Origin of the sequence: Streptomyces sp. NPDC088400 (assembly GCF_044753355.1) — a bacterium.
Lineage (GTDB): Bacteria > Actinomycetota > Actinomycetes > Streptomycetales > Streptomycetaceae > Streptomyces.
Genome location: NZ_JBIVMZ010000001.1, coordinates 710976 through 732903, shown reverse-complemented (window position 1 = coordinate 732903; position 21928 = coordinate 710976). Strand labels below are relative to the sequence as shown.

The 21928-nt window shown below is 72.2% G+C and carries 10 protein-coding genes and 1 pseudogene; 2 read left to right on the top strand and 9 right to left on the bottom strand.

Features of this window, described 5'->3' with window-relative positions; translation table 11 throughout:
- Positions 1-77 precede the first annotated feature (77 nt).
- The 5 genes and pseudogenes from nudC to ACIQD6_RS03300 form a co-directional block, all read right to left on the bottom strand.
- Positions 78-1022 carry an NAD(+) diphosphatase gene (gene nudC, locus ACIQD6_RS03320; protein ID WP_401877461.1) on the bottom strand — a complete coding sequence of 315 codons (945 nt, stop codon included), beginning with the start codon at positions 1020-1022 and terminating at the stop codon, positions 78-80.
- A gap of 61 nt (positions 1023-1083) precedes the next feature.
- Positions 1084-2511: a dipeptidase gene (locus tag ACIQD6_RS03315; RefSeq protein ID WP_401877459.1), complete on the bottom strand. Its 1428-nt coding sequence runs from the start codon at positions 2509-2511 to the stop codon at positions 1084-1086.
- 243 nt (positions 2512-2754) lie between these two features.
- Positions 2755-6406 (bottom strand): annotated as a pseudogene (locus ACIQD6_RS03310) (UvrD-helicase domain-containing protein); the annotation flags it as partial.
- Between the two features lie 175 nt (positions 6407-6581).
- Positions 6582-10031, bottom strand: a complete 3450-nt coding sequence (locus ACIQD6_RS03305) for an ATP-dependent helicase (RefSeq protein WP_401877458.1) — start codon at positions 10029-10031, stop codon at positions 6582-6584.
- Positions 10032-10468: 437 nt separating this feature from the next.
- Positions 10469-10927, bottom strand: a complete 459-nt coding sequence (locus ACIQD6_RS03300; RefSeq protein WP_401877456.1) for an MGMT family protein — start codon at positions 10925-10927, stop codon at positions 10469-10471.
- 230 nt (positions 10928-11157) lie between these two features.
- On the opposite strand from ACIQD6_RS03300, the gene ACIQD6_RS03295 reads away from it, so the two are divergent.
- On the top strand, positions 11158-13944 hold the full coding sequence (locus ACIQD6_RS03295; protein WP_401877455.1) for a lysylphosphatidylglycerol synthase domain-containing protein: 2787 nt from the start codon (positions 11158-11160) through the stop codon (positions 13942-13944).
- 142 nt (positions 13945-14086) lie between these two features.
- Entirely contained in the window at positions 14087-15688 is a 1602-nt protein-coding gene (locus ACIQD6_RS03290) for an alpha/beta hydrolase (protein WP_401877453.1), read from the top strand.
- 115 nt (positions 15689-15803) lie between these two features.
- Here ACIQD6_RS03290 and moeZ read toward each other — a convergent pair whose 3' ends face one another.
- The 4 genes from moeZ to ACIQD6_RS03270 form a co-directional block, all read right to left on the bottom strand.
- The gene (moeZ, locus tag ACIQD6_RS03285) at positions 15804-16982 is read right to left on the bottom strand and encodes an adenylyltransferase/sulfurtransferase MoeZ (protein WP_401877452.1); all 1179 of its coding nucleotides are present in this window, start codon (positions 16980-16982) and stop codon (positions 15804-15806) included.
- 228 nt (positions 16983-17210) lie between these two features.
- Positions 17211-18185 (bottom strand): NAD-dependent epimerase/dehydratase family protein, encoded by a 975-nt coding sequence (locus ACIQD6_RS03280; protein WP_401877451.1) that lies wholly within the window; start codon positions 18183-18185, stop codon positions 17211-17213.
- Positions 18186-18384: 199 nt separating this feature from the next.
- Positions 18385-19437 carry a hypothetical protein gene (locus ACIQD6_RS03275; protein WP_401877450.1) on the bottom strand — a complete coding sequence of 351 codons (1053 nt, stop codon included), beginning with the start codon at positions 19435-19437 and terminating at the stop codon, positions 18385-18387.
- A gap of 301 nt (positions 19438-19738) precedes the next feature.
- Positions 19739-21697 (bottom strand): glycosyltransferase, encoded by a 1959-nt coding sequence (locus ACIQD6_RS03270; RefSeq protein ID WP_401878099.1) that lies wholly within the window; start codon positions 21695-21697, stop codon positions 19739-19741.
- Between the last annotated feature and the right edge of the window lie 231 nt (positions 21698-21928).

Genomic DNA, 21928 nt, shown 5'->3' with positions numbered 1-21928 from the left:
TCACGCGACCGGCGTACGGATCGAATCGGCCGGCACCGGGCCACCGGCGTAGAGGCTCAGGAGGGCCGACGCACGCCTCAGGTGATCGGCTTCGGCAAGGGCTTGCCGTACCAGAGCTCCACCAGGCGTGCGGCGATGGAGATGCCCGCCGGGGGAAGGATCTCGCCCGTCTCGATCGCGGTACGCAGATCCTCGCGGGAGAACCAGCGCGCCTCCTCGATCTCCTCGCCGTCCACCGTGATCTCCGAGGACGTGGCGCGGGCCATGAAGCCCAGCATCAGGCTCGACGGGAACGGCCAGGGCTGGCTGGCGATGTACTCGACGTCGCCGACCGTGACACCCGCTTCCTCGAAGACCTCGCGGACCACCGACTGCTCGATCGACTCGCCCGGCTCCACGAAGCCCGCGAGCGTGGAGAACCGGCCCTCGGGCCAGTGCACCTGGCGGCCCAGGAGCGCGCGGTCCTCCTCGTCGGTGACCAGCATGATCACCGCGGGGTCGGTCCGGGGGTAGTGCTCGGCGCCACAGGCCTGGCAGCGGCGGATATGGCCGGCCGCCGCGATCACCGTGCGCTCGCCGCAACGGGAGCAGAAGCGGTGCAGCCGCTGCCAGTTCTCCAGCGCCACGGCATGCACCATCAGGCCCGCGTCGCGCGCCGAGAGCAGCACTCCGGCCTCGCGCAGGCCCGCGGGCCGCGCCGACTGGTCCATGCGGCCGGGGAGCGTGTCCTTCTGGAGGGCGAAATAGCGGACGCCGCCCTCGTCCGTACCGAGGAAGTAGCGGTGAGTCTCGGTGACGGGTGCCTCGAAGGTCGGGGTCATGACCAGTTCGGTACGGCCGTCAGGGGTGTCGTCGATCAGCACCTGCCCGCCCGACACCACGAAGACCCTGGTCGTCGGGTGACTCCAGGCCGCCGCCAGCCAGGCCTCGTCGAGACGGTGGTGCGCCGCGCGGTCGATACCGCTGTGTGCGGTGAGACCGATGGGTCGGTGTGCGGTGGCGTGACTGCTGAGGGTGCTCACAGGTACTTTCCAACTCCCCCGGGTGAAGGGTTTCTGTTCAGCGGAGTGTTCAACGGGGTATTCAGGGGCGCTCTGGCGAGCCGCTCTGTCTGCTCTGTGGAGCGGCGGCGGCCAGATCACCCCAGAGGTAGGCGGTGGTTTCCACACCCTTCATGAGGAGGTCCAGTTCGACCTTCTCGTTCGGCGCGTGCCAGCCGTCGGACGGTACGGAGATACCCAGGAAGAGCACCGGCGCACCCAGTACGTCCTGGAGATCGGCGGCCGGTCCCGAACCACCCTCACGGGTGAAGCGGATCTTCTGGCCGAAGGCCCGGCCCATGGACCGTACGACCGACTGGAGCGCGGGATGGTCCAGTGGGGTCAGACAGGGGCGGGTGGCCCCGCCGAAGCTGATCTTGGCCCTGATTCCGGCCGGGATCCGGGCCTCGGCCCAGTCCCGTACGGACCGCTCGATACGCTCCGGGTCCTGCCCGGCGACCAGGCGGAACGAGAGCTTCAGCTGGGCGGAGGATGGAATGACCGTCTTTCCGCCGGGGCCCTGGTAGCCGCCTCCGATGCCGTTGACCTCGGCCGTCGGGCGGGCCCAGACGCGCTCCAGGGTGGTGTGTCCGGCCTCGCCGAGGGTGCCGTGGGACTTCGCCGTACGCAGCCACTCCTCCTCGTCGAACGGCAGCTCGGCGATCAGGGCGCGCTCGGCGTCGGTGAGTTCGGCGACATCGTCGTAGAAGCCGGGGATCGTGACCCGTTCGTGCTCGTCGTGCAGGGCCGCGACAAGGCGGGCGGCGACCGTGGCCGGGTTCGGGACGGCACCGCCGAAGGAACCGGAGTGGATGTCCTGGTCGGGGCCGTACAGCTCGATCTCGCAGTCCGCGAGCCCGCGCATGCCGGTGCAGACGGTCGGGGTGTCCCGCGACCACATGCCGGTGTCCGAGACGATCACCACGTCCGCGGCCAGGCGCTCCACGTGCTCCTCGGCCAGGGCGCGGAAGTGCGGGGAGCCCGACTCCTCCTCGCCCTCGACGAGGAGCTTGAGGTGGACGGCAGGGGTGGTACGGCCGGTGGCGGCCAGGTGGGCCCGTACACCGAGCGTGTGGAAGAACACCTGCCCCTTGTCGTCGGCGGCGCCTCGCGCGTACATCCGGCCGTCCCGTACGACCGGTTCGAAGGGGTCGGTGTGCCAGCCGTCCTCGCGGGCGGCGGGCTGGACGTCGTGGTGCCCGTAGACCAGTACGGTCGGGGCGTCCGGGTCCTCGGAGGGCCATTCGGCGAAGACGGCGGGGGCGCCGGGTGTGTCCCAGATCTCGGTGACCGGGAAGCCGGTCTCCTTGAGTTTGGCGGCGAGCCAGTCGGCACTGCGCCGCACGTCAGCGTCGTGGTGAGGGTGGGCGGATACGGAAGGGATGCGCAGCCAGGCGGCGAGGTCGTCGAGGAAGGCGGCGCGGTGGGTCTGGATGTACGTACGGACGACGCTGTCCGGGATGTCGCTCATGACATCGAGCCTAACGGGCTCGGGGAGTGGTCTCGTCTGCCGGTTCCATGGACCGCTCGTCCGTGGGTGAGTCCCCGCTGTCGTTGCCGACGCCGCCGGCGGCCCGCGCCTCCGTGCCGCCCTCCGTTTCCGTGCCGTCCCCGGCCTCCGCGCTGCCTTCCGGCTGCGTGCCGCCCGGCGTTTCCGGGGCGTCCCCCTCGTCCGGCCTGTCTTCCGCTTCCGCGCTGTCCTCGGCCTCGTCGCCGGTGAGGACACGTTCCAGCTCCGCGCGGCCGGGGAGGCGGCCGGGGCGGACGACCTCGCCCGTGCGTACGTACAGGAACGCGGCCGTGACCGCCGTCGTCGGGAGGCCGTGCTGCTCGGCCCAGGCGAGGCGGTAGACGGCGAGCTGGAGGGGGTCGGCGGTACGTGACCGGTTGGTCTTCCAGTCGACGATCTCGTACGTGTACGTCTCCTCGCCCGTCGCCGGATCGCGGCGGACCTGGCGGTAGACGGCGTCGATACGGCCCCGGATCATCCGGCCCGCGAGGGTCAGGTGGAACGGCGCCTCCAGACGGTACGGCGTGCGCCGGGCGTACGGGGTGCGCTCGAACGCCGCCTTGAGCGCGGCCAGGTCGCGCTCGTCCGCGATCTCCGGCTCGTCCTCGTACCCTCCCGGCAGCTCGTCGGGGCCGAGCATGGGCAGCGGCAGTTCCTCGAACCTCGACTCGACCCAGGCGTGGAACCGGGTCCCTCGGCGGGCGGCGGGCTGCGGGGGACGCGGCATGGGGCGCGCCAGCTCCTGGGCGAAGCCGTCGGGATCGGCGGCGAGGCGCAGCAGCTGGGAGGCGGAGAGGGACAGCGGTACGGATACGTCACGGACGGTGGCACGGGCCCGCCGCAGCTCACCGGCGAGGGCGTCGAGATCGCGGTCCCAGGAGGCGAGAGTGCGGGTCTCCTCGGGGGTGAGGTGTGCTTCTTCCTCCTCTGCCGGAGCCGGAGCCGGAGGCAGGAGCAGGGGCGGGGGCGGGGACGGCTTCCGGGGGCCGGGGACGGCCGCGTGGAGGCTCCCCCCGGTCCGCGCGGTCACCCCGCCGAACTCGTCGTCCCCGTCGTCCCCGTCGTCCCCGTCCTCCCCGTCGTCCCCGTCCTCTCCGTCCTCCCCGTCCTCTCCGTCGTCCCAGTCATCCGGAACGTCCCCGGGGTCCAGATCACCGTCCGGCTCGAACAGGTCGTCCCAGACGACCCCGTCGTCCACCACCGCGTCGGTCGCGGCGACCGTATCCGTGGCGTCCGGGGCTCCTACGGTGTCCAGGGCTCTTACGCCGTCCTGTGCGTCCGGAACCGTCTCCCCGCCGTCCCCCGCCCTCAGCTCTTCCAGGTGGGCCAGAACGGTGTCCGCGGCCTCCCTGCGACGGGCCAGGGACGGCGCGTCCAAAGGAAGAGGCCAGGCATGGGGCGTGGACGGGGCCCGCAGGGACGGGTTCTCCTCCGTTTCCTCCGGTTCGTCCGCCCAGGCCTCGATCTCGCCGTGACCGGCCGCGCAGTGGTCGTACAGGGCGTGCAGAAAGTCCGACGGGCCACGGGGGCGCTTCTGGCTCGGGCCCCACCAGTGGCCCGAACCGAGCAGCAGGGAGCGGGGGCGCGTGAAGGTGACATAGCCGAGGCGCAGCTCTTCGGTGTGCTGGTGTTCCTTCATCGCCGCTTTGAAGGTCTTGAGCCCTTTCGCGTCCCAGGCCGTGATCTCCGGAAGCGTCGGTGCGTCACCGCGCAGCGCGTGCGGCAGGACCTTCGGCTGGGACGTCCAGGCCTCGCGCGCCTTGCCGTTCGGGAACTGGCCCGTGACCAGGCCGGGGACGGCGACCACGTCCCACTCCAGTCCCTTGGACTTGTGTGCGGTGAGCACCTTCACCGTGTTCTCGCCGCCCGGCAGGGCGTTGTCCAGGCCTTTCTCGTACTGCGCGGCCGTACGCAGGAACCCCAGGAAGGCCAGCAGGCCGGCCTCGCCGTCGAGCGCGGCGAAGGAGGCCGCTATGTCGAGGAAATTGCTGAGCGTCTCGCGGCGGCGGGCGGCCAGCGCGTGCGGTGACGCGGAGAGTTCCACTTCGAGGCCGGTGGTGGACAGGACGCGGTGCAGGACGTCCATCAGGGGGTCGGCCAGGGACCTGCGCAGTTCGCGCAGTTCGGTGGCGAGACGGGCGAAACGGACCCGGGCGGCGGCGGAGAAGGGCAGCCCGTCCTCCGGGGTGCCGGCCGACTCCAGGAAGGTGTCGAGAGCGTCGGCGAGCGAGATCACCTCGGCGGGGTCGGTGCCCTCGACCGCGGCGGCGAGCCGCGCGTCGGGGTCGTCCGTGTCGGAGCCCGTGTCCCGGTGGACGAGCAGCCGGGCGCGGCGGCCCAGCAGTGCCAGGTCGCGTGGGCCGATGCGCCAGCGGGGTCCGGTGAGGAGCCGTACGAGCGAGGCGTTGGCGCCGGAGTCCTGGAGGACCTCGCACATCGCGACGAGGTCGGCCACCTCGGGGAGATGGAGCAGTCCGGACAGGCCGACGACCTCGACGGGCACATCGCGGGCCACCAGGGCGCCCTGGATCTCCGGGAAGTCCCCGGCCGTACGGCACAGGACGGCGATCTCGCCCGGCTCCTTGCCCGTGCGCACCAGGTGGGAGATCGAGTCGGCGAGCCACTCGATCTCTTCCGCGTGCGTAGGGAGCAGGGCGCAGCGCACGCTGCCGTCGCGCTCCGCTCCGGGCGCGGGCCGCAGCGCCTCGACCCCTTCGTGCATCGCGCGCAGGGGCTCGGCCAGGCCGTTGGCGAGGTCGAGGAGACGGCCACCGCTGCGGCGGTTCTCGCTGAGGGAGAAGCGGGCGGCGGGGGCGCCGTCGGCGTGCGGGAAGTGGGACGGGAAGTCGTCCAGGTTGGCGACGGAGGCGCCGCGCCAGCCGTAGATCGCCTGGCAGGGGTCGCCGACGGCCGTGACGGCATGGCCGGTGCCGCCGCCGAAGAGTCCGGAGAGGAGGAGCCGCTGGGCAACCGACGTGTCCTGGTACTCGTCGAGCAGGACGACCCGGAATTCGTCCCGGAGGAGGGAGCCGACCTCGGGTCTGGTGGAGGCGAGCTCGGCGGAGAGGGCGATCTGGTCGCCGAAGTCGAGGAGGCCGCGGGCGCTCTTGGCTTCGCGGTAACGCCCCACCAGTTCGAGCAGCTCATGGCGGGCGGCGACGGTCTCGGGAACCTTGCGCAGCTCGGCGTTGCTGAGCGTCACGCCGTCCAGGGTGCGCAGCAGCTCCGTGTCGTACGCCCCGAGGCGGCCGGGCCGTACGAGATGCTCGGCCAGCTCGGCGTCGAGCGCGAGCAGATCGCTGACCAGCGCGGGGAGCGTCTTGGTGAGGGCGGGATACGGTCCCGGCGCCTCCCGCAGCACCCGCGCGGCGAGCTGGAAGCGGGTGGCGTCGGCGAGCAGCCGGGCGGTCGGTTCGAGCCCGATCCGCAGGCCGTGGTCGGTCAGCAGCCGCCCGGCGAAGGCGTGGTACGTGGAGATGCGGGGCTCACCCGGCGAGTCGGAAGGGTCGGCGCCCCGGGCCGCGGCCGAGAGGTCGGCGCCGGGTGACGGGTGGGCCGGGTCGAAGGCGTCGGGGTCCGTGACCCCGGCCCGTACGAGCGCCTTGCGGACCCGCTCGGCCAGCTCGCCCGCCGCCTTGTTGGTGAACGTGAGCCCGAGGACCTGCTCGGGGGCAACCTGCCCGCTGCCCACCAGCCAGACCACCCGGGCCGCCATCACCGTCGTCTTCCCCGACCCGGCTCCGGCCACGATGACCTGCGGGGCGGGCGGCGCTGTGACGCAGGCCATCTGCTCTGGGGTGAAGGGGATCCCGAGAAGCTCCTTGAGCTGCTCGGGATCGGTGAGGTGTACGGACACCTCAGAGAGGCTATCCGCCACCACTGACAGCGGCGGGGCACGGGCGCGGCGGCGGGATCCACGGACATCTGATCCACAGACGCCGGGCACCCGTCATGTTCCGGCGCTCTGCGGGCTACGGCCGCCCTCCGGCTCCAGGCACTCCGCGCACCCCGGCTCACGCCACCCGCCCCGCTCACTCCACGACCTGGCGGCCCTCCGGCTGCGCGCTGCATGACGCGCGGAAGGCACAGTTCACGCAGTGCTGACCCGTGGTGGGGGTGAAGCGCTCGTCCAGGACGCGTCCGGCGGCGGTGGTCAGGAGATCGCCCACCCACTCCCCCGCGAGCGCCTCCTGGGCCTGGATCCTGGGCAGTTCCTCGCCGCCCTCCTTCTTGGGCGCGGGCTGGCGCAGCTGTACGAGTTCGGCGCCGCCGGGTTCCGGTCGGTGGCCGTCGAAGACCTCGTCCAGCGCCCCCTCACGGACGGCGAGCTGGTAGACGGCGAGCTGGGGGTGGTGGGCGACCTCGTCCTTGGTGGGGGCGTGCTTGCCGGTCTTGAAGTCGACGACGTACGCGCGGCCTTCCCCGTCCTGTTCGACGCGGTCCATGGAGCCCCGGATCCGCACCTCGTACGCGCCCGCCGCGAGCGTGACGTCGAAGCCGTGCTCCGTGGCGGCGGGCGTGCGGCCGCCACGGTCCATCACGTGCCAGCGCAGGAAGCGTTCGAGCGCCACGCGCGCGTGGTCCTTCTCCTGCTGGGACTTCCAGGGGGCGTCGAAGGCGAGCGCGTCCCATACGGAGTCCAGGCGTTCCATCAGGACGTCGAGGTCGGCGGGGGTGCGGCCGGAGGCCACTTCGTCAGCGAGGACGTGTACGACGTTGCCGAACCCCTGGGCGGCCGTGGCGGGTTCGTCCGCCTTCACCTCACGCCCCAGGAACCACTGGAGTGCGCAGGTGTTGGCCAGCTGGTCCAGGGCGCTGCCGGAGAGCGCGACGGGCTGGTCCCGGTCGCGCAGCGGGACGGCGCTGCGGGTCGGCTCGTACAGGCCCCACCAGCGGTGCGGATGCGCGGAGGGGACGAGCGCCTGGCCGTCCTCGTCGCTGAGCGCGGCGAGCCGGGCGAGGCGCCGGGCCGCGGCGTCGCGGAGGGCGGGGGTCGCCTCCGGGTCGACCGTGGTGGCGCGCAGTTCGGCGACGAGCGCGGCGACGGCGAGCGGGCGGCGGGGACGGCCGGTGATGTCCCGGGGCTCGACGCCGAGTTCGGCGAGGAGGCGGGAGGGCTGGTCGCCGTCGTCGGCGGGGGCCTTGACGGCGGTCACGACGAGGCGCTCGCGCGCGCGGGTCGCCGCTACGTAGAAGAGCCTGCGCTCCTCCGTAAGGAGGGCGCCAGGAGTGAGGGGTTCGGCGAGGCCGTCGCGGCCGATCCTGTCCGCCTCCAGGAGGGAGCCCCGGCGCCGCAGGTCGGGCCAGAGGCCCTCCTGCACACCCGCGACGACGACCAGCCGCCATTCCAGGCCCTTGGAACGGTGCGCCGTCATCAGGCGTACGGCATCGGGGCGTACCGCCCGCCGGCTGAGGGTGTCGGCGGCGATGTCCTGGGCGTCGAGTTCCTCAAGGAAGTTCAGCGCGCCCCGGCCGCCGGTACGCGCCTCGGCTCGGGCTGCGGCATCGAACAGGGCGCATACGGCGTCGAGGTCGCGGTCGGCGTTACGGCCGGCCGCGCCGCCGCGCAGAGCGGAGCGTTCGAGCCGGCCCGGCCAGGTGGTGCCGCTCCACAGCTCCCAGAGGGCCTCTTCGGCGGTGCCGCCGCCTTCGAGCAGCTCGCGCGCCTTGCGCAACAGCGCGCTGAGCCGCTGCGCGCCACGGGCGTACGCCGGGTCGTGCGCCACCAGCCGCTCGGGCTCCGCGAGCGCGCGGGCGAGCAGTACGTCGGACGCCTCCGGCACCCGGTTTCCCCCGGCCCGCTCCTCGTCGCGCAGCGCCCGCCCGAGCCGCCGCAGGTCAGCGGCGTCCATGCCGCCGAGGGGGGAGGTGAGGAGGGTGAGTGCGGTCTCGACGTCGGGCGTCGGGCCGGAAGGAGGCGCGGGTGCCGGGCCGGAAGGAGGCGGGGAGACCGAGGTGGCAGGGGGCGCGGAGACCGGGGTGGCGCTCCCGGCCGACGCGTCTTCCTCGACGGAACGGTCCCCGGCGGGACGGTCTCCGGCGGGTCGGTCTCCGGCAGTTCGGACCCGTTCCCGGGACGGCTGTCCGAGGGCCGCCTCCGCCACCGAGCGGAGCGCCGTCAGCAGCGGGGACACCGCCGGTTCATGGCGCAGCGGGACATCGTCGCCGTCCACCTCCAACGGGACGCCCGCCGAGGTCAGAGCGCGGCGGATCGAGGGGAGCGTGCGGCCTCCCGCGCGGACCAGCACCGCCATGTCGTTCCACGGGACGCCGTCCTCCAAGTGCGCGCGGCGCAGGATGTCGGCGATGTTGTCGAGCTCCGTCGACGGGGTCGGGAAGGTGTACGTCTCGACCCGGCCGCCCTCACGTACCGCCGCCAGATCCCGGTGTTCCCGTACCTTCTCGGCCGGCAGCCGGGGCAGCGGCATACGGCGGGTCAGCAGCCGCGTCGCCGCCAGCAGGCGCGCTCCGGAGCGGCGGGAGGTGGTGAGGACCCGGACCGGGCCCGGACGGCCGTCCGCCCGGGGAAAGGCGTACGGGAATTCGAGGATGCCGTTCACATCGGCGCCCCGGAAGGCGTAGATCGACTGGTCCGGGTCGCCGAACGCGACCAGCGTGCGCCCCCGGCCCGCGAGTGCTTGCAGCAGCCGGACCTGCGCCGGGTCGGTGTCCTGGTACTCGTCCACGAACACCGCGTCGTACCGCTCCGCGAGGCGCTCCGCGACCTCCGGACGCCGGGCGAGCAGCACCGCCCGGTGGACCAGCTCCGCGTAGTCGAGCACCCCTTGCATGTCCAGGACGTCCAGATACTCGGCGAGGAAGGACGCGGCGGCCGACCAGTCGGGGCGGCCGGTGCGCCGCGCGAACGCCGCCAGCGAATCGGGCCCGAGGCCCAGTTCGCGGCTGCGGGCGAGCACGGCCCGTACCTCGTCGGCGAAACCGCGCGTCGTGAGACACGCCCGCAGCTCGTCCGGCCACCGCACGCGCCCCCGCCCCTCGCGCTCCAGGTCGAGCTGGCCCGCGAGGAGATCACGTACGGCGACGTCCTGTTCGGGGCCGGAGAGCAGCCGCAGCGGTTCGGTGAAGAGCTCGGCCTCCTGGTGCGCGCGGATCAGGGCGTAGCAGAAGGAGTGGAAGGTGGTCGCCTGCGGCCCGCGCGTGCCGCCGAGCCGGACGGCCGTCCGGTCGCGCAGCTCCACGGCCGCCTTACGGCTGAAGGTGAGGACCAGGATCCGTTCGGGGTCCGTCCCCTGGGCGACCCGTTCGGCGACGGATTCCACGAGCGTCGTGGTCTTTCCCGTACCGGGGCCCGCCAGCACCAGCAGCGGCCCGCCGTCGTGGTCAACCACCGCGCGCTGCGCTGCGTCCAGCAGAGGAGGACCCACCGGGACCGGCGGAGTACGCACCAGTCGGTACGCGCCCGGGGTCCGCTGCCGTACCCGACGGTGCGGGGTACGCCCGGTGAAAGAGGAGGAGCTCACGTGGATCGCCGGTCCTGGAAGGGGTGCTGGTGGTGACGGGGCTGTCTTGGGCGCGTGCGGCGCGCGCCGCCGACGCTACGCCGTCGAGCGGCCGGACGCCGTCGAGCGGTCGGGACGGAGACGGCCGAGGTGGCTGCCGTCGGGACCGAGGCCGCCGCGACGGAGACCATCGGCCTCGCCCACCGGGTGCCGGTCCGCACGCCGGTCCGTACGCCTTTCGGCACGCCGGTCCGCGAGACGCTCCGCTCCATACGCCCCCACGCGCCGCTTCCCGTACGGCGTCGGACACCGCCTGCTGTACGGCGCCAGGCGCCGCGCCGTCCCGCACGGCACCACGCACCACGCCGCGTCCGGTGTTCCGGACGCCGCCTCGTCGTCCGTACGGTCCCCAGCGGCGCCGCCGGACCTCCCGGAGCGTGGCCGGATGGCGGAAGCTGTCATATGTGAGCCGTATCGCCCGCGCCCGAGCCGTCCCACCGCGCCCGCTTCATGTCGAGGCGCGGGAGATGGCCGTCGGCGCCGCGCGCCGCCTCGCGCAGCGGGGTGCCCTCCTCGCGGTAGTGGTCCAGGGCCCGCAGCTCATGGCCCGCCAGCAGCACACCGTCGGAACGGACCACGCGCCACCACGGCACGGCTCCGCCGTAGAGCGCCATGGCACGGCCCACCTGCCGCGGTCCGCCGTCGCCGAGCCACTCCGCGACATCGCCGTACGTCATCACCCGGCCCGGCGGGATCAATTCGGCCACGTCCAGCACCCGCTCCGCGTACTCGGGCAGCCGCGAGTCCCCACCGACGGGCGGCTCTCCGGCCGACTGCTCTCCGGCAGGCGGCTCTCCGGCCGACTGCTCCCCGGCCGGCCCCGTGACCGGCTCCCCGGTCGACTCGTCATCCCTCATCCGATCCATCCTGCCGCACGCCACGGACAGTCGGACCGGCTCCCCGCATCGCAGCGCATCCGCCGACTCACCCTGCGTACACACATCTGCGGAGAAGGGCGCCTCACCGGCCCGATGCCCCCGCAATGCACCCTGATGCCCCCCTCTGTCATCGGCTCGTGCCACCATCGTCCCGGCGGTGACTGGTGATACGAGATCAAGAAGAGACGGGTTCGGCAGAGGAGCGGGTCGTGCGGCCTTCCGCGGCGGCGAGTACCTCTGGCGCTGAGTCGCGCCCGGACACCGGCCCCGGCCGGCCGCGGGACGACGATCCGGAACAGGACTCGGGCGGCAGGCCGCCCCCGAACGGCACCCCACCGGCCACCGACGAGCCCTACGACGGAGAACACGAAGGCGACGGCCACACCGGCAACAACAGCGACGGCTCGACCCGCGCCGACCGGGTCTCCGGCGACGAACCGCTGCTCGCGGCCCGCGTCCACCGCCCCTCCGACCTGCTGCGTCTGCTCATCGGTGTCCTGGCCATCGCTGTCGTCCTCGGACTCTCCGCCTTCGCCCACGGCACCACCTCCGGCCTCGAACAGGACATCAGCAAGGGCACGGGCCAGGCCCCCGACCTGATCGTCAAGCTGGCCGGTCTGGTGTCCAGCATCGCCGTGCTCCTCGTCCCGGTCGCGTTCGCGATCGAGCGGCTGATCAAACGTGACGGGCTGCGGATCGCGGACGGCGTGCTCGCCGCCGTACTGGCCCACGGCGTCACCCTCGCCACCGATCTCTGGGTCGCCAGATCCGCCCCCGGCACGATCCAGGACGCCCTGACCCGCCCGCAGGCCGGTTCCGGGCTCACCGACCCCGTACACGGCTATCTCGCCCCCGTCATCGCCTATATGACGGCCGTGGGGATGGCCCGCAGACCCCGATGGCGCGTGGTGCTCTGGGTGGTGCTGCTGCTCGACGCCTTCGCGATGCTGGTCGCCGGCTACACCACACCGTTCTCGATCATGCTGACCGTGCTGATCGGCTGGACCGTCGCGTACGGCACGCTCTACACGGTCGGTTCGCCCAACGTACGGCCCACCGGGCAGACTTTGATGGCGGGTCTACGCCATGTCGGTTTCCGCCCGGTCAGCGCGATGCGCGCCGAGGACGTCGCCGACGCCGCCGAGCAGGGCGACCGGGGCCGCCGCTATATGGTCACGCTGGAGAACGGGCCACCGCTCGATGTCACCGTCGTCGACCGCGAACAACAGGCGCAGGGCTTCTTCTACCGGCTCTGGCGGCAGCTGACACTGCGCTCCATCACCACCCGCAGCTCCATCCCCTCCCTGCGCCAGGCCCTCGAACAGGAAGCGCTGCTCGCGTACGCGGCGATCGCCGCCGGGGCCAACGCCCCCAAGCTGATCGCCACCTCGGAGCTGGGGCCCGACGCCGTCATGCTCGTGTACGAGCACCTGGGCGCCAGGTCGCTGGACTCGCTGCCGGACTCGGAGATCACGGACGAGCTCGTACGGAGCGCCTGGCGCCAGGTGAAGGCGCTCCAGTCACGGCGCATCGCACACCGCAGGCTCACCGGCGACGCGCTCGTGGTGGATCGTTCCGGCAAGGTCATCCTCACCGAGTTGCGCGGCGGCGAGATCGCGGCGGGCGATCTCGTGCTGCGCATGGACACCGCGCAGATGCTCACCACGATGGGCCTGCGCGTGGGCGCGGAACGCTCCGTCGCCGCCGCGGTCGAGGTACTCGGCCCCGACTCCATCGCCGACTCCCTGCCGCTGCTCCAGCCGATCGCGCTGAGCCGCTCCTCGCGCGCGACGCTGCGACGGCTCGCCCGTGAGCGGTCGCAGCGCGAGCGCGAAGCCGTGCTCGCCGCGTCCGAGACCAACAAGCGCGCCAAGGTGGCCGAGTCCGCCGCCTCAGACGGTGACCGCAAGGCCGCCCGCAAGTCGTTGCGCGCGGAGAAACAGGCGGAGAAACGGGCTATAGACGAGGCGCTCGACGAGGCCCGCGAGGAGGATCTGCTCTCCCAGATGCGCCAGCAGGTGCTGCTGATCAGGCCGCAGGCGCCCGTCGAACCGGTCCGGCTGGAGCGCATCAAGCCACGTACGCTCATCAGCTTCATCGCCGGCGCCGTCGCCGCGTACTTCCTGCTCACCCAGATCACGCAGGTGGACTTCGGCACGGTCATCAGCGACGCGCACTGGGGCTGGGTCGCCGCGGCAGCCGCGTTCTCCGCGCTCAGCTATGTCGCGGCGGCGATGAGCCTGCTGGGCTTCGTTCCCGAGCGGGTGCCGTTCGGGCGGACCGTGGTCGCACAGGTCGCCGGATCCTTCGTGAAGATCGTCGCTCCGGCGGCGGTCGGCGGGGTTGCGCTGAACACTCGCTTCCTCCAGCGCTCGGGCGTACGCCCCGGGCTCGCCGTCGCCAGCGTGGGCGCCTCCCAGCTCTTCGGACTCGGCGCTCACATCCTCCTGCTGCTGTCCTTCGGCTATCTCACCGGCACGGAGAAGACCGCGTCGCTCACCCCGTCCAGGACGGTGATCGCGGGACTTCTGACGGTCGCCGTACTGGTCCTGGTCGTCACCGCGATCCCCTTCCTGAGGAAGTTCGTCGTGACCCGGCTGCGCTCGCTGTTCGCCGGCGTGGTGCCGCGCATGCTGGACGTACTCCAGCGGCCGCTGAAACTGCTCACCGGCATCGGCGGGATGCTGCTGCTGACGGGCGTGTTCGTGATGTGCCTGGACGCCTCGATCCGGGCCTTCGACAACGGCAACCAGCAGCTGAGCTACGCGAGCATCGCGGTGGTCTTCCTGGCGGGCAACGCACTGGGCTCGGCGGCGCCGACCCCGGGCGGTGTGGGCGCGGTCGAGGGCGCGCTGACGCTCGGCCTGCTCGCGGTGGGGCTGCCGAAGGAGGTCGCCGCGCCCGCCGTGCTGCTGTACCGGCTGCTGACGCTGTGGCTGCCGGTGCTCCCGGGCTGGCTGAGCTTCAGTCACCTCACGCGCAAGGGAGCGCTGTAGCGGGTACGGGGGCGTTTGCAGCCGGTACGGCGGCGTTGTAGCGCGTACGGGAGCGTTCCTGGCGCGTACGCGCCAGGAACCCCACCACCCGCATGGCCCGCGGCCCCGCGCGGCCCGCGCCACCGGGGCGCACGATGGGGCCATGCCAACCTCTTCCGCCCGGCGCGGCACGGCCCACGCCCTCGCCGCCGTCACCGCCGCCGCCGCACTGCTGGCCGCCACCGGATGCTCGGACAGCGGGAGCCCCGACAGCGGACACTCCAACAGCGGGAATTCCAACAGCCGGGACACGCCCTCGGACCTGGCATCCCAGCGGCTGGACTGGAAGGCCTGCCCGACCCCGTCGGTCGCCGAGGGCGGCGGTCCGTCGCCGTCCCCGCTGCCCGGCGGCGCCACATGGGAGTGCGCCTCCATGAAGGCCCCGCTCGACTACGCCAAGCCGAACGGCGACACGATCGAGCTGGCCCTCATCCGAGCCAAGGCAGCCAACCAGGCCAAGCGGATCGGATCACTCGTCTTCAACTTCGGCGGTCCCGGCGGCTCCGGGGTCACCGGGCTGCCGTCCTTCGCCGGCGACTACGAGAAGCTCCGGTCCCGCTACGACCTGGTCAGCTTCGACCCGCGCGGGGTAGGACGCAGCGACCCCGTGGAGTGCGAGAGCAACAAGCAGCTCGACGCCTACTACGCACAGGACTCCACCCCGGACACACCCGCCGAGGAGCAGTCCTTCGTCAAGGGAATCGGGACCTACTCCTCGGCCTGCGAGAAGAGGTCCGGCCAGGCGCTCCCCTACGTCGGTACGGTCAACGCCGCCCGGGACATGGAACTGATGCGCAAGGTCCTCGGTGACGACAAGCTCAACTACTTCGGGATCTCGTACGGCACCGAACTGGGCGGCGTCTACGCGCACCTGTATCCGAAGTCCGTCGGCCGGGCGGTCTTCGACGCCGTCGTGGACCCGACCCAGAACTCCGAACAGGGCTCGCTCGGCCAGGCGAAGGGCTTCCAGCTCGCCCTCGACAACTTCTCGAAGGCCTGTGTGGCCCGGGGCGACGCCTGCAAACTGCCCGGCAGCACCCCGAAGGAGATCGAGTCGTTCATCACCGGGCTGCTCGGCAGGATCGACAAGCAGCCGATCACGGGCATCGGCGCCCGCAAGCTGACCCAGAGCCAGGCTCTCAACGGCATTGCCCAGTCGCTGTATTCGAAGGACTACTGGCCGCTGCTGGAACAGGGCCTCGACGAGGCGGACGGCGGCAACGGCGGGCTGCTCCTCGCGCTGTCCGACGCGATGAACGGACGGAACGAGAAGGGCCAGTACAGCAACATCCAGGCGGCGAACGCGGCGATCAACTGCGTCGACTCCAAAGAGCGTTACACGCTGGCGCAGACCAAGGCGAAGCTCCCGGAGTTCCGCAAGGCGTCACCCGTCTTCGGGGACTACCTCGGCTGGGGCATGATGGCCTGCTCCAAGTGGCCGGTGCCGGGGAAGTGGAGCCACCCCCAGGTCAGCGCACCGGGCTCGGCCCCGATCCTGATCATCGGCAACACCGGTGACCCGGCGACTCCGTACGCGGGCGCCAAGGCGATGGCCAACGCGCTGGGCAAGGGTGTCGGAGTCGAGCTCACGTACCGCGGCCAGGGCCATGGTTCGTACGACAGCGGCAATCCGTGCGTGCAGAAGGCCGTGAACAACTTTCTGCTGAACGGCAAGGTGCCGGCGGCGGGCACGGTCTGCCGGTAGGAGGGACCCGCCAGTCAGAGAGACCAGCGAAGCAAAGAAGGGCCGGTCCACACCGTCACACCGTGGACCGGCCCCTCACCTCGCAGCGTCAAAGACGCGCGAGACCCGCGGAATCTCAGTAGATCGGCTTCTCCGGCTCGATCTGGTTGACCCAGCCGATCACGCCGCCGCCGACATGCACCGCGTCCGAGAAGCCCGCGGACTTCAGCACCGCGAGGACTTCCGCACTGCGGACACCCGTCTTGCAGTGCAAGACGATCTTCTTGTCCTGCGGCAGGGCCTGAAGGGCCGTGCCCATCAGGAACTCGTTCTTGGGGATCAGCTTGGCGCCGGGGATCGAGACGATCTCGTACTCGTTCGGCTCCCGGACATCGATGATCTCGATGTTCTCCTTCTCGTCGATCCACTCCTTGAGCTGCTTGGGAGTGATCGTCGAGCCGGCCGCCGCCTCCTGGGCCTCCTCGGACACGACGCCGCAGAAGGCCTCGTAGTCGATGAGCTCGGTAACGGTGGCGTTCGGGCCGCAGACCGCGCAGTCGGGGTCCTTGCGGATCTTGACCTGGCGGTACTGCATCTCCAGCGCGTCGTAGATCATCAGCCGGCCGACCAGCGGGTCGCCCACACCGGCCAGCACCTTGATCGCCTCGGTGACCTGGATGGAGCCGATGGACGCGCAGAGCACGCCCAGCACGCCGCCCTCGGCGCAGGAGGGGACCATGCCCGGCGGCGGGGGCTCCGGGTAGAGGCAGCGGTAGCACGGGCCGTGCTCGGACCAGAACACGCTGGCCTGGCCGTCGAAACGGTAGATCGAGCCCCAGACGTACGGCTTGTTCAGCAGTACGCAGGCGTCGTTGACCAGGTAGCGGGTGGCGAAGTTGTCCGTCCCGTCCACGATCAGGTCGTACTGCGAGAAGATGTCCATCACGTTCTCGGCTTCGAGCCGCTCTTGGTGAAGGATCACATTCACGTACGGGTTGATACCGAGGACGGAGTCACGCGCGGACTCGGCCTTGGGCCGGCCGATGTCGGCCTGGCTGTGGATGATCTGACGCTGCAGGTTCGACTCGTCGACCTCGTCGAACTCCACGATGCCGAGCGTGCCGACACCGGCCGCGGCCAGGTACATCAGAGCCGGGGAGCCGAGGCCACCGGCTCCCACACACAGCACCTTCGCGTTCTTCAGCCGCTTCTGCCCGTCCATCCCGACGTCCGGGATGATCAGGTGACGGGAGTACCTGCGGACCTCGTCGACGGTGAGCTCGGCAGCGGGCTCGACCAAGGGTGGCAGCGACACAGAGACCTCAACAAGGGGGTTGGTCGGTCATTCAGTACGGTTGTTCTGCCTGTAACACTGCCACGGCCCTTCTCATTCCGAGACACCTGGTCCGACTCGCGAGACGTTTTCGTCCCAGAAGCCGGGCAGCGCCCAGAATGCGGCGTTACGTCCCGCTCGCTGCTCCCCGCCGGAACCACCGAAGCCGAGCCGGCTCTCCCATGGTGGAGAGCCGGTCGCCCCTGGTGGTCAGATGCGGCACGCCGCCTCCATCCAGATGTCGGCGAGTGATTCCTCCAGATTGATCCGGGGCCGCCAGCCGAGCCGGTCACGGGCCGTGCGTACGTCCGCCTGCTGCCAGCTGCCGCACCCGTCGGGGTACGGGAACGGGCCCGCGGCCAGATGTTCCGCGATCGACTCGCCCCGGGGCGCGCCGATACCGCCATGGCCGGAGCGCAGCGGTCCCGAGGGCAGGTCGAGTTCGTGCAGGGCGCCCGCGTACCCGGCGACCCGCGCCAGGACGGCGGCGGCGTCCCTGAGCCGTACGGCGCGTCCGGTGCCGATGTTGACGATGCCCTGCGCGGCGGAGAGCGAGGCGGCGTGCACGGCGCGCGCCACGTCGCGTACGTCCACGAAGTCGCGCTGCACCCCGAGCCCGCCGAGCTTCAGCTCACCGTCCCCGGACTGCATGGCACGGCGCATCGCCTCCGCGAGCCGGCCGAGCGGGGAACCGGCGGGGGTGCCGGGCCCCACGGGCGAGAACACCCGGAGCACCAGGGCGTCCAGTCCCGAGCCCAGCACCAGCTCGGACGCGGCGAGCTTGCTCACCCCGTACGGCCCGCCGGGGCGCGGCACGGCGTCCTCGGCGGTCGACGAACCGTGCTGGGACGGGCCGTACTCGGAGGCGCAGCCGAGCTGTACGAGCCGGGCCCCGCAGCGGCTGCGGCGCAGGGCCTCGCAGACCGTGGCGACGGCGACCGTGTTGTGGCGGGTCAGCTCGCGCGCGCCGCCACGGGTGGCTCCGGCGCAGTTGATGACGACCCCGGGGTGGACGGCGTCCAGGAAGCGGGTGAGCGCTCCCGGGCTGCCGCCCGCGAGATCGAACCGTACGTCGGCGTCGTCGCCGCGCCCGAGCGCGGTGAGGTGCACAGCGGGGTCGGCGAGCAGCCGGTCGGCCACGAAACGGCCGAGGAAACCATTGGCACCGAGCAGCAGGACCCTCATCGCGCGTCCCTTCTGTGCCGTCGGGGTTGTGCGGGGCGTTGCGGGGTCATGTCCGTCGTCTCCTTAAGGGGTGTTGCAGGTGGTGCGAGTTACGGCTGTGGTGTGTGTTACGGCTTACGGGGGCGGTTGCGGGAGCGCGCGTACATAGGCGCGTACGCGGGCGGCTCGTCGTATGTCAGGTGATCAGGTGGTCAGGCGGTCAGGTGTGCGCCGAGGCTCGGGAGAGTGCGACGGCGGCATGGATGAGGAGTCCGAGCGAGGCGGCTCCGCAGGCGAGGGCGGGAACACCGCCGACGCCCCATGTCCGGACCACGGCCTCGACGGGGGCGGCGAGGACCTCGCAGCCGGGCAGGCGGCCCGCCAGGACGGTCAGACAGGACAGGGCTTCCACCGCGCAGGCCCCGGCGAGCCCGATGACCGCCGCCGCTGGGCGGCCGTAGACCGTGAGCAGCCGGGCGAGCAGGAACAAGGTGCCGAGGGTGACGGTGGTGGCGGTTCCGCCTCCGTCCTCGTCCTCGAACGCGAGGGCCGCCAGCAGCGACAGTCCGGTCAGGGCGCAGGCGTACAGCCCTACGAGGGTGAGCAGCAGGGGGCGCACGCCGGCGGAGAAGTCGGCGAGTCCACGGCTGCCGGCGAGTCTGCGCCGTGCCAGTACGGAGAAGAGGTGGGCGCACCAGGCGCCGGGGACCATGGCGAAGGCCAGCGCGACGAGGGGGGTCAGGGTCGTGGGCCACGGCCCGTCGGGCCCGCCGCTGACGAGTTGCTCCAGCAGTCCGTCGCCGCAGAGCAGATAGGCCAGCAGCCAGTACGCCCAGAGGCCCCCGGCGGAGACCGGGCGCCCCTCGGCGCGCAGCGGTCCGCGCCGGAGACAGGCGGACAGCGCGCCGGAGAGCGCGAGGGCGCCCGCCAGGCCCGTCACGAGCTGCCGCTGTCCACTGTGCCCCAGGCCGACGAGGGTGAGGGAGCCGACGGCGCCGGGCAGCAACGCGAGGGCCGCCCATCCGGTCCAGTCGGGCCGGCCGGTCCATCCGACGCGCCCGGCGTGCGTTGTCGCCGGTGTCCGCGCCGGGCGCTCGGCGGTGGTCCCGTCCGTACTCTCCGGGACGCGCGCGTACAACTCTTCGGCAAGGGAGAAGACATCCCGGTGCCGGAAGCGGGCGGCGGTCCGGTCGGTGATGCCATGGGCCTCAAGACCGGCGGCGATCTCCAGCGGATCGACGGCCCGTTCGCACAACCGCCGGTGCCGGTGCATCAGCGCCTTGACGGGGTCGGCGGGCCCCCGGCGGGCGGCGGCTTTCCGGGCGAGAGGCTTCCCGGCGAGAGGTTGCCGGGCAAGGGGTTTCCCGGCTAGGGGTTTCCCGGCTAGGGGTTTCCGAGCGGCGGCAGACGGGGTGCACACCGCAGGTGGAACAGTCGGCGTCGGCGAGGGCGCGGCCGGCGGCTCCGACGTGGGCGTCGCGGCCGGGGCCTCCTCCGGCAGCAGGGCCTGGGAACGGGGGTCCCAAGGGCCGGGGCTGGTGGGGGCCGGGGTGGTCATCGGTGGGGTGCCTCCGTCAGACATCGCTCTCCCCCGCTCCGGATCCGGCTCCCGCTCCGGCCCGCTCGGCCATGGGGGCCCAGCTCGGCGTGCTCCTGGGAGCCGCCGGGCGTCGTGCGGTCCAGCGGCCGGGGACGTACATCTCGGCGGGGGCGGCGAAGGGCAGCGGTTCTCCGTCGGCGCCCACGGCGTCCGCCATGCGTCGTACGGGAGCGTGCGAGACAAGTTCCAGGTAGAGGGCGCGGAAGGCCGCGAGGTTCTGCTCAACGGTGAAGAGCTCCAGTGCGCGGGCGCGCGCCGCGGCGCCCAGTCGTTCGCGGCGCCAGGGGTCGCGCAGCAGCGTGACGCAGGCATCCGCGAGCGCCCGCGGATTGCGCGGGGGCACGACCAGCCCCGTACCGCCGATGACCTCGACCACCGCGCCGACATCCGTGGAGACGGTGGCACGGCCGCAGGACATCGCCTCGACCAGGCTGATCGGGAAGCCCTCGACCACTCTGGAGAGGACGACCAGGTCGCCCGCCGCATACGCGTCGGGAAGGTGGGGTGCCTCGGGACTGCCGATCTCCTCGAAGGAGACCGGGTTCTCGCCGACGGCGTACGCGTCGACCGCCTCGTCGGGGAAGAGCTGGGCCGCGAGGCCCTGGCAGTGCGCGAGATACGCGGACGCCCCCGGCGACCGCGCGGGTGCGCCCACGATCCGCAGCCGCGCGTCCGGCTGCGCCCTGCGGACCTCGGCGAAGGCGTGCAGGAGCGAGATCAGGTCCTTGGCGGGTTCGATCCGGCCGACCCAGACGAGAGTGCTCGGGTCACGGCCGCAGGCTTCGTCGCCATGTCCGTCTCCGTCGATCTCGGTGATTCCCACAGCGTCCCCCACCGTGGAGAAACGCTCCGTGGAGAAACGCTCCGTGGAGAAACGCTCCGTGGAGAAACGCTCCGCCTCCATCCCGGGGTAGACGGTGACCAGCTTGGCGCGGTCGGCTCCGCACTTCTCCTGCCAGCGCCTGGCGTGGGTGTTGCCGGGAGTGATGACGTCCGCCTGCCGGTAGACCTCGGCGGCCAGCCGTCCGTGGAAGGCGGCGAGCAGCGCGCGCACCGGCGCGTCGAAGACGTCATCCACCGGCGCGTGTTCCGGATCCACCGGCGCGCTTTCCGCGCCCGCGCCCGCCGACTCGTCCGCCCGTGGGGCGCCGCCGGTGGCGAGGAAGTGCGCGCGCAGCTGTACGCCGTACTCCGTGACCAGCAGCGGTACCCCGAAGAAGCGTTTGGCCAGCAGTCCGGGCAACGCCGCGCATCCACCGGACGCGGCATGGCAGAGATCGGCCGCAGCGAGACCGTCGTCGCCGTACCAGTCGAGCGAGAGGGGGCGCAGAACGCGCTCCAGCTGATCGGCGAACGTCAGGAAGTCGGGGACGGTCGCGGTGTGCACACTCCGGCGCGCGCCGGGGGTGCGGCAGGCGGATTCCAGGATCCGTACGGCAGCTTCGGACCGCAGCGCCGCGTACAGGCCACCGCGCTCCCGTGCCAGATCGGCGAGTCCGTAGAGCCCCGCCGCGAAGACACCGGCGCCCGCGCTCCCCGGCGAGCCCCCCGCGTGCGCCGCCCCGTCGGAGCAGATGGCCGAGGTCAGTTCCCTGAAGTGCTCCGCGAACCTGCGCCGATCACGACGTCCGTAGCCCCGGCCACGGTCACCGCCACCCCATCCACCGCCGTCACCACCACGATCATCACAGCCATCACTGTCACGGCACCGGCCACGAAGCTCGTCCGCCGGCCCCCAGAGCGGCGCGGTGCGCACCCGTCCGACCTGGCTCGGCAGTTGTATCCAGCCGCGCTCCTCCTGCCGGGCGCTGCGGCTCAGCGCGTAGACGTCGAACTCATGCTGCGCGAGCCCGCGTACGAGCCGGTCGCACCACAGCCTGGACTCACCCGTCGCATACGGATACCCACCGTCCGTAAGCAGTCCGATCCGCACGAGCACACCCCCGATCTCCCTTGTGGGCAGCCGCCGTTGGTCCGGCGACTCGCTGCGGGACGACCGTAAGCGGACATGACGGTGGTGGGGGGGGGGGGGGTGGGGGGGGCCCCCCCCCCGGGGGGGGGGGGGGGGGGGTGCCGGGTAAATAAACCGCGGGGGGGGGGGTGTGGGGGGGGCGACCGGGGGGGGTAAGGGGCGTGGAAAAAACCCCCCCAACAAGGGGGGTGG

Bases quoted from the DNA above. Each gene is read 5' to 3' on its own strand.
- ACIQD6_RS03300 (WP_401877456.1), bottom strand. From the start codon at position 10,927: ATGAGGGATGACGAGTCGACCGGGGAGCCGGTCACGGGGCCGGCCGGG.
- ACIQD6_RS03315 (WP_401877459.1), bottom strand. From the start codon at position 2,511: ATGAGCGACATCCCGGACAGCGTCGTCCGTACGTACATCCAGACCCAC.
- ACIQD6_RS03280 (WP_401877451.1), bottom strand. From the start codon at position 18,185: ATGAGGGTCCTGCTGCTCGGTGCCAATGGTTTCCTCGGCCGTTTCGTG.
- ACIQD6_RS03275 (WP_401877450.1), bottom strand. From the start codon at position 19,437: ATGCACCGGCACCGGCGGTTGTGCGAACGGGCCGTCGATCCGCTGGAG.
- ACIQD6_RS03290 (WP_401877453.1), top strand. From the start codon at position 14,087: ATGCCAACCTCTTCCGCCCGGCGCGGCACGGCCCACGCCCTCGCCGCC.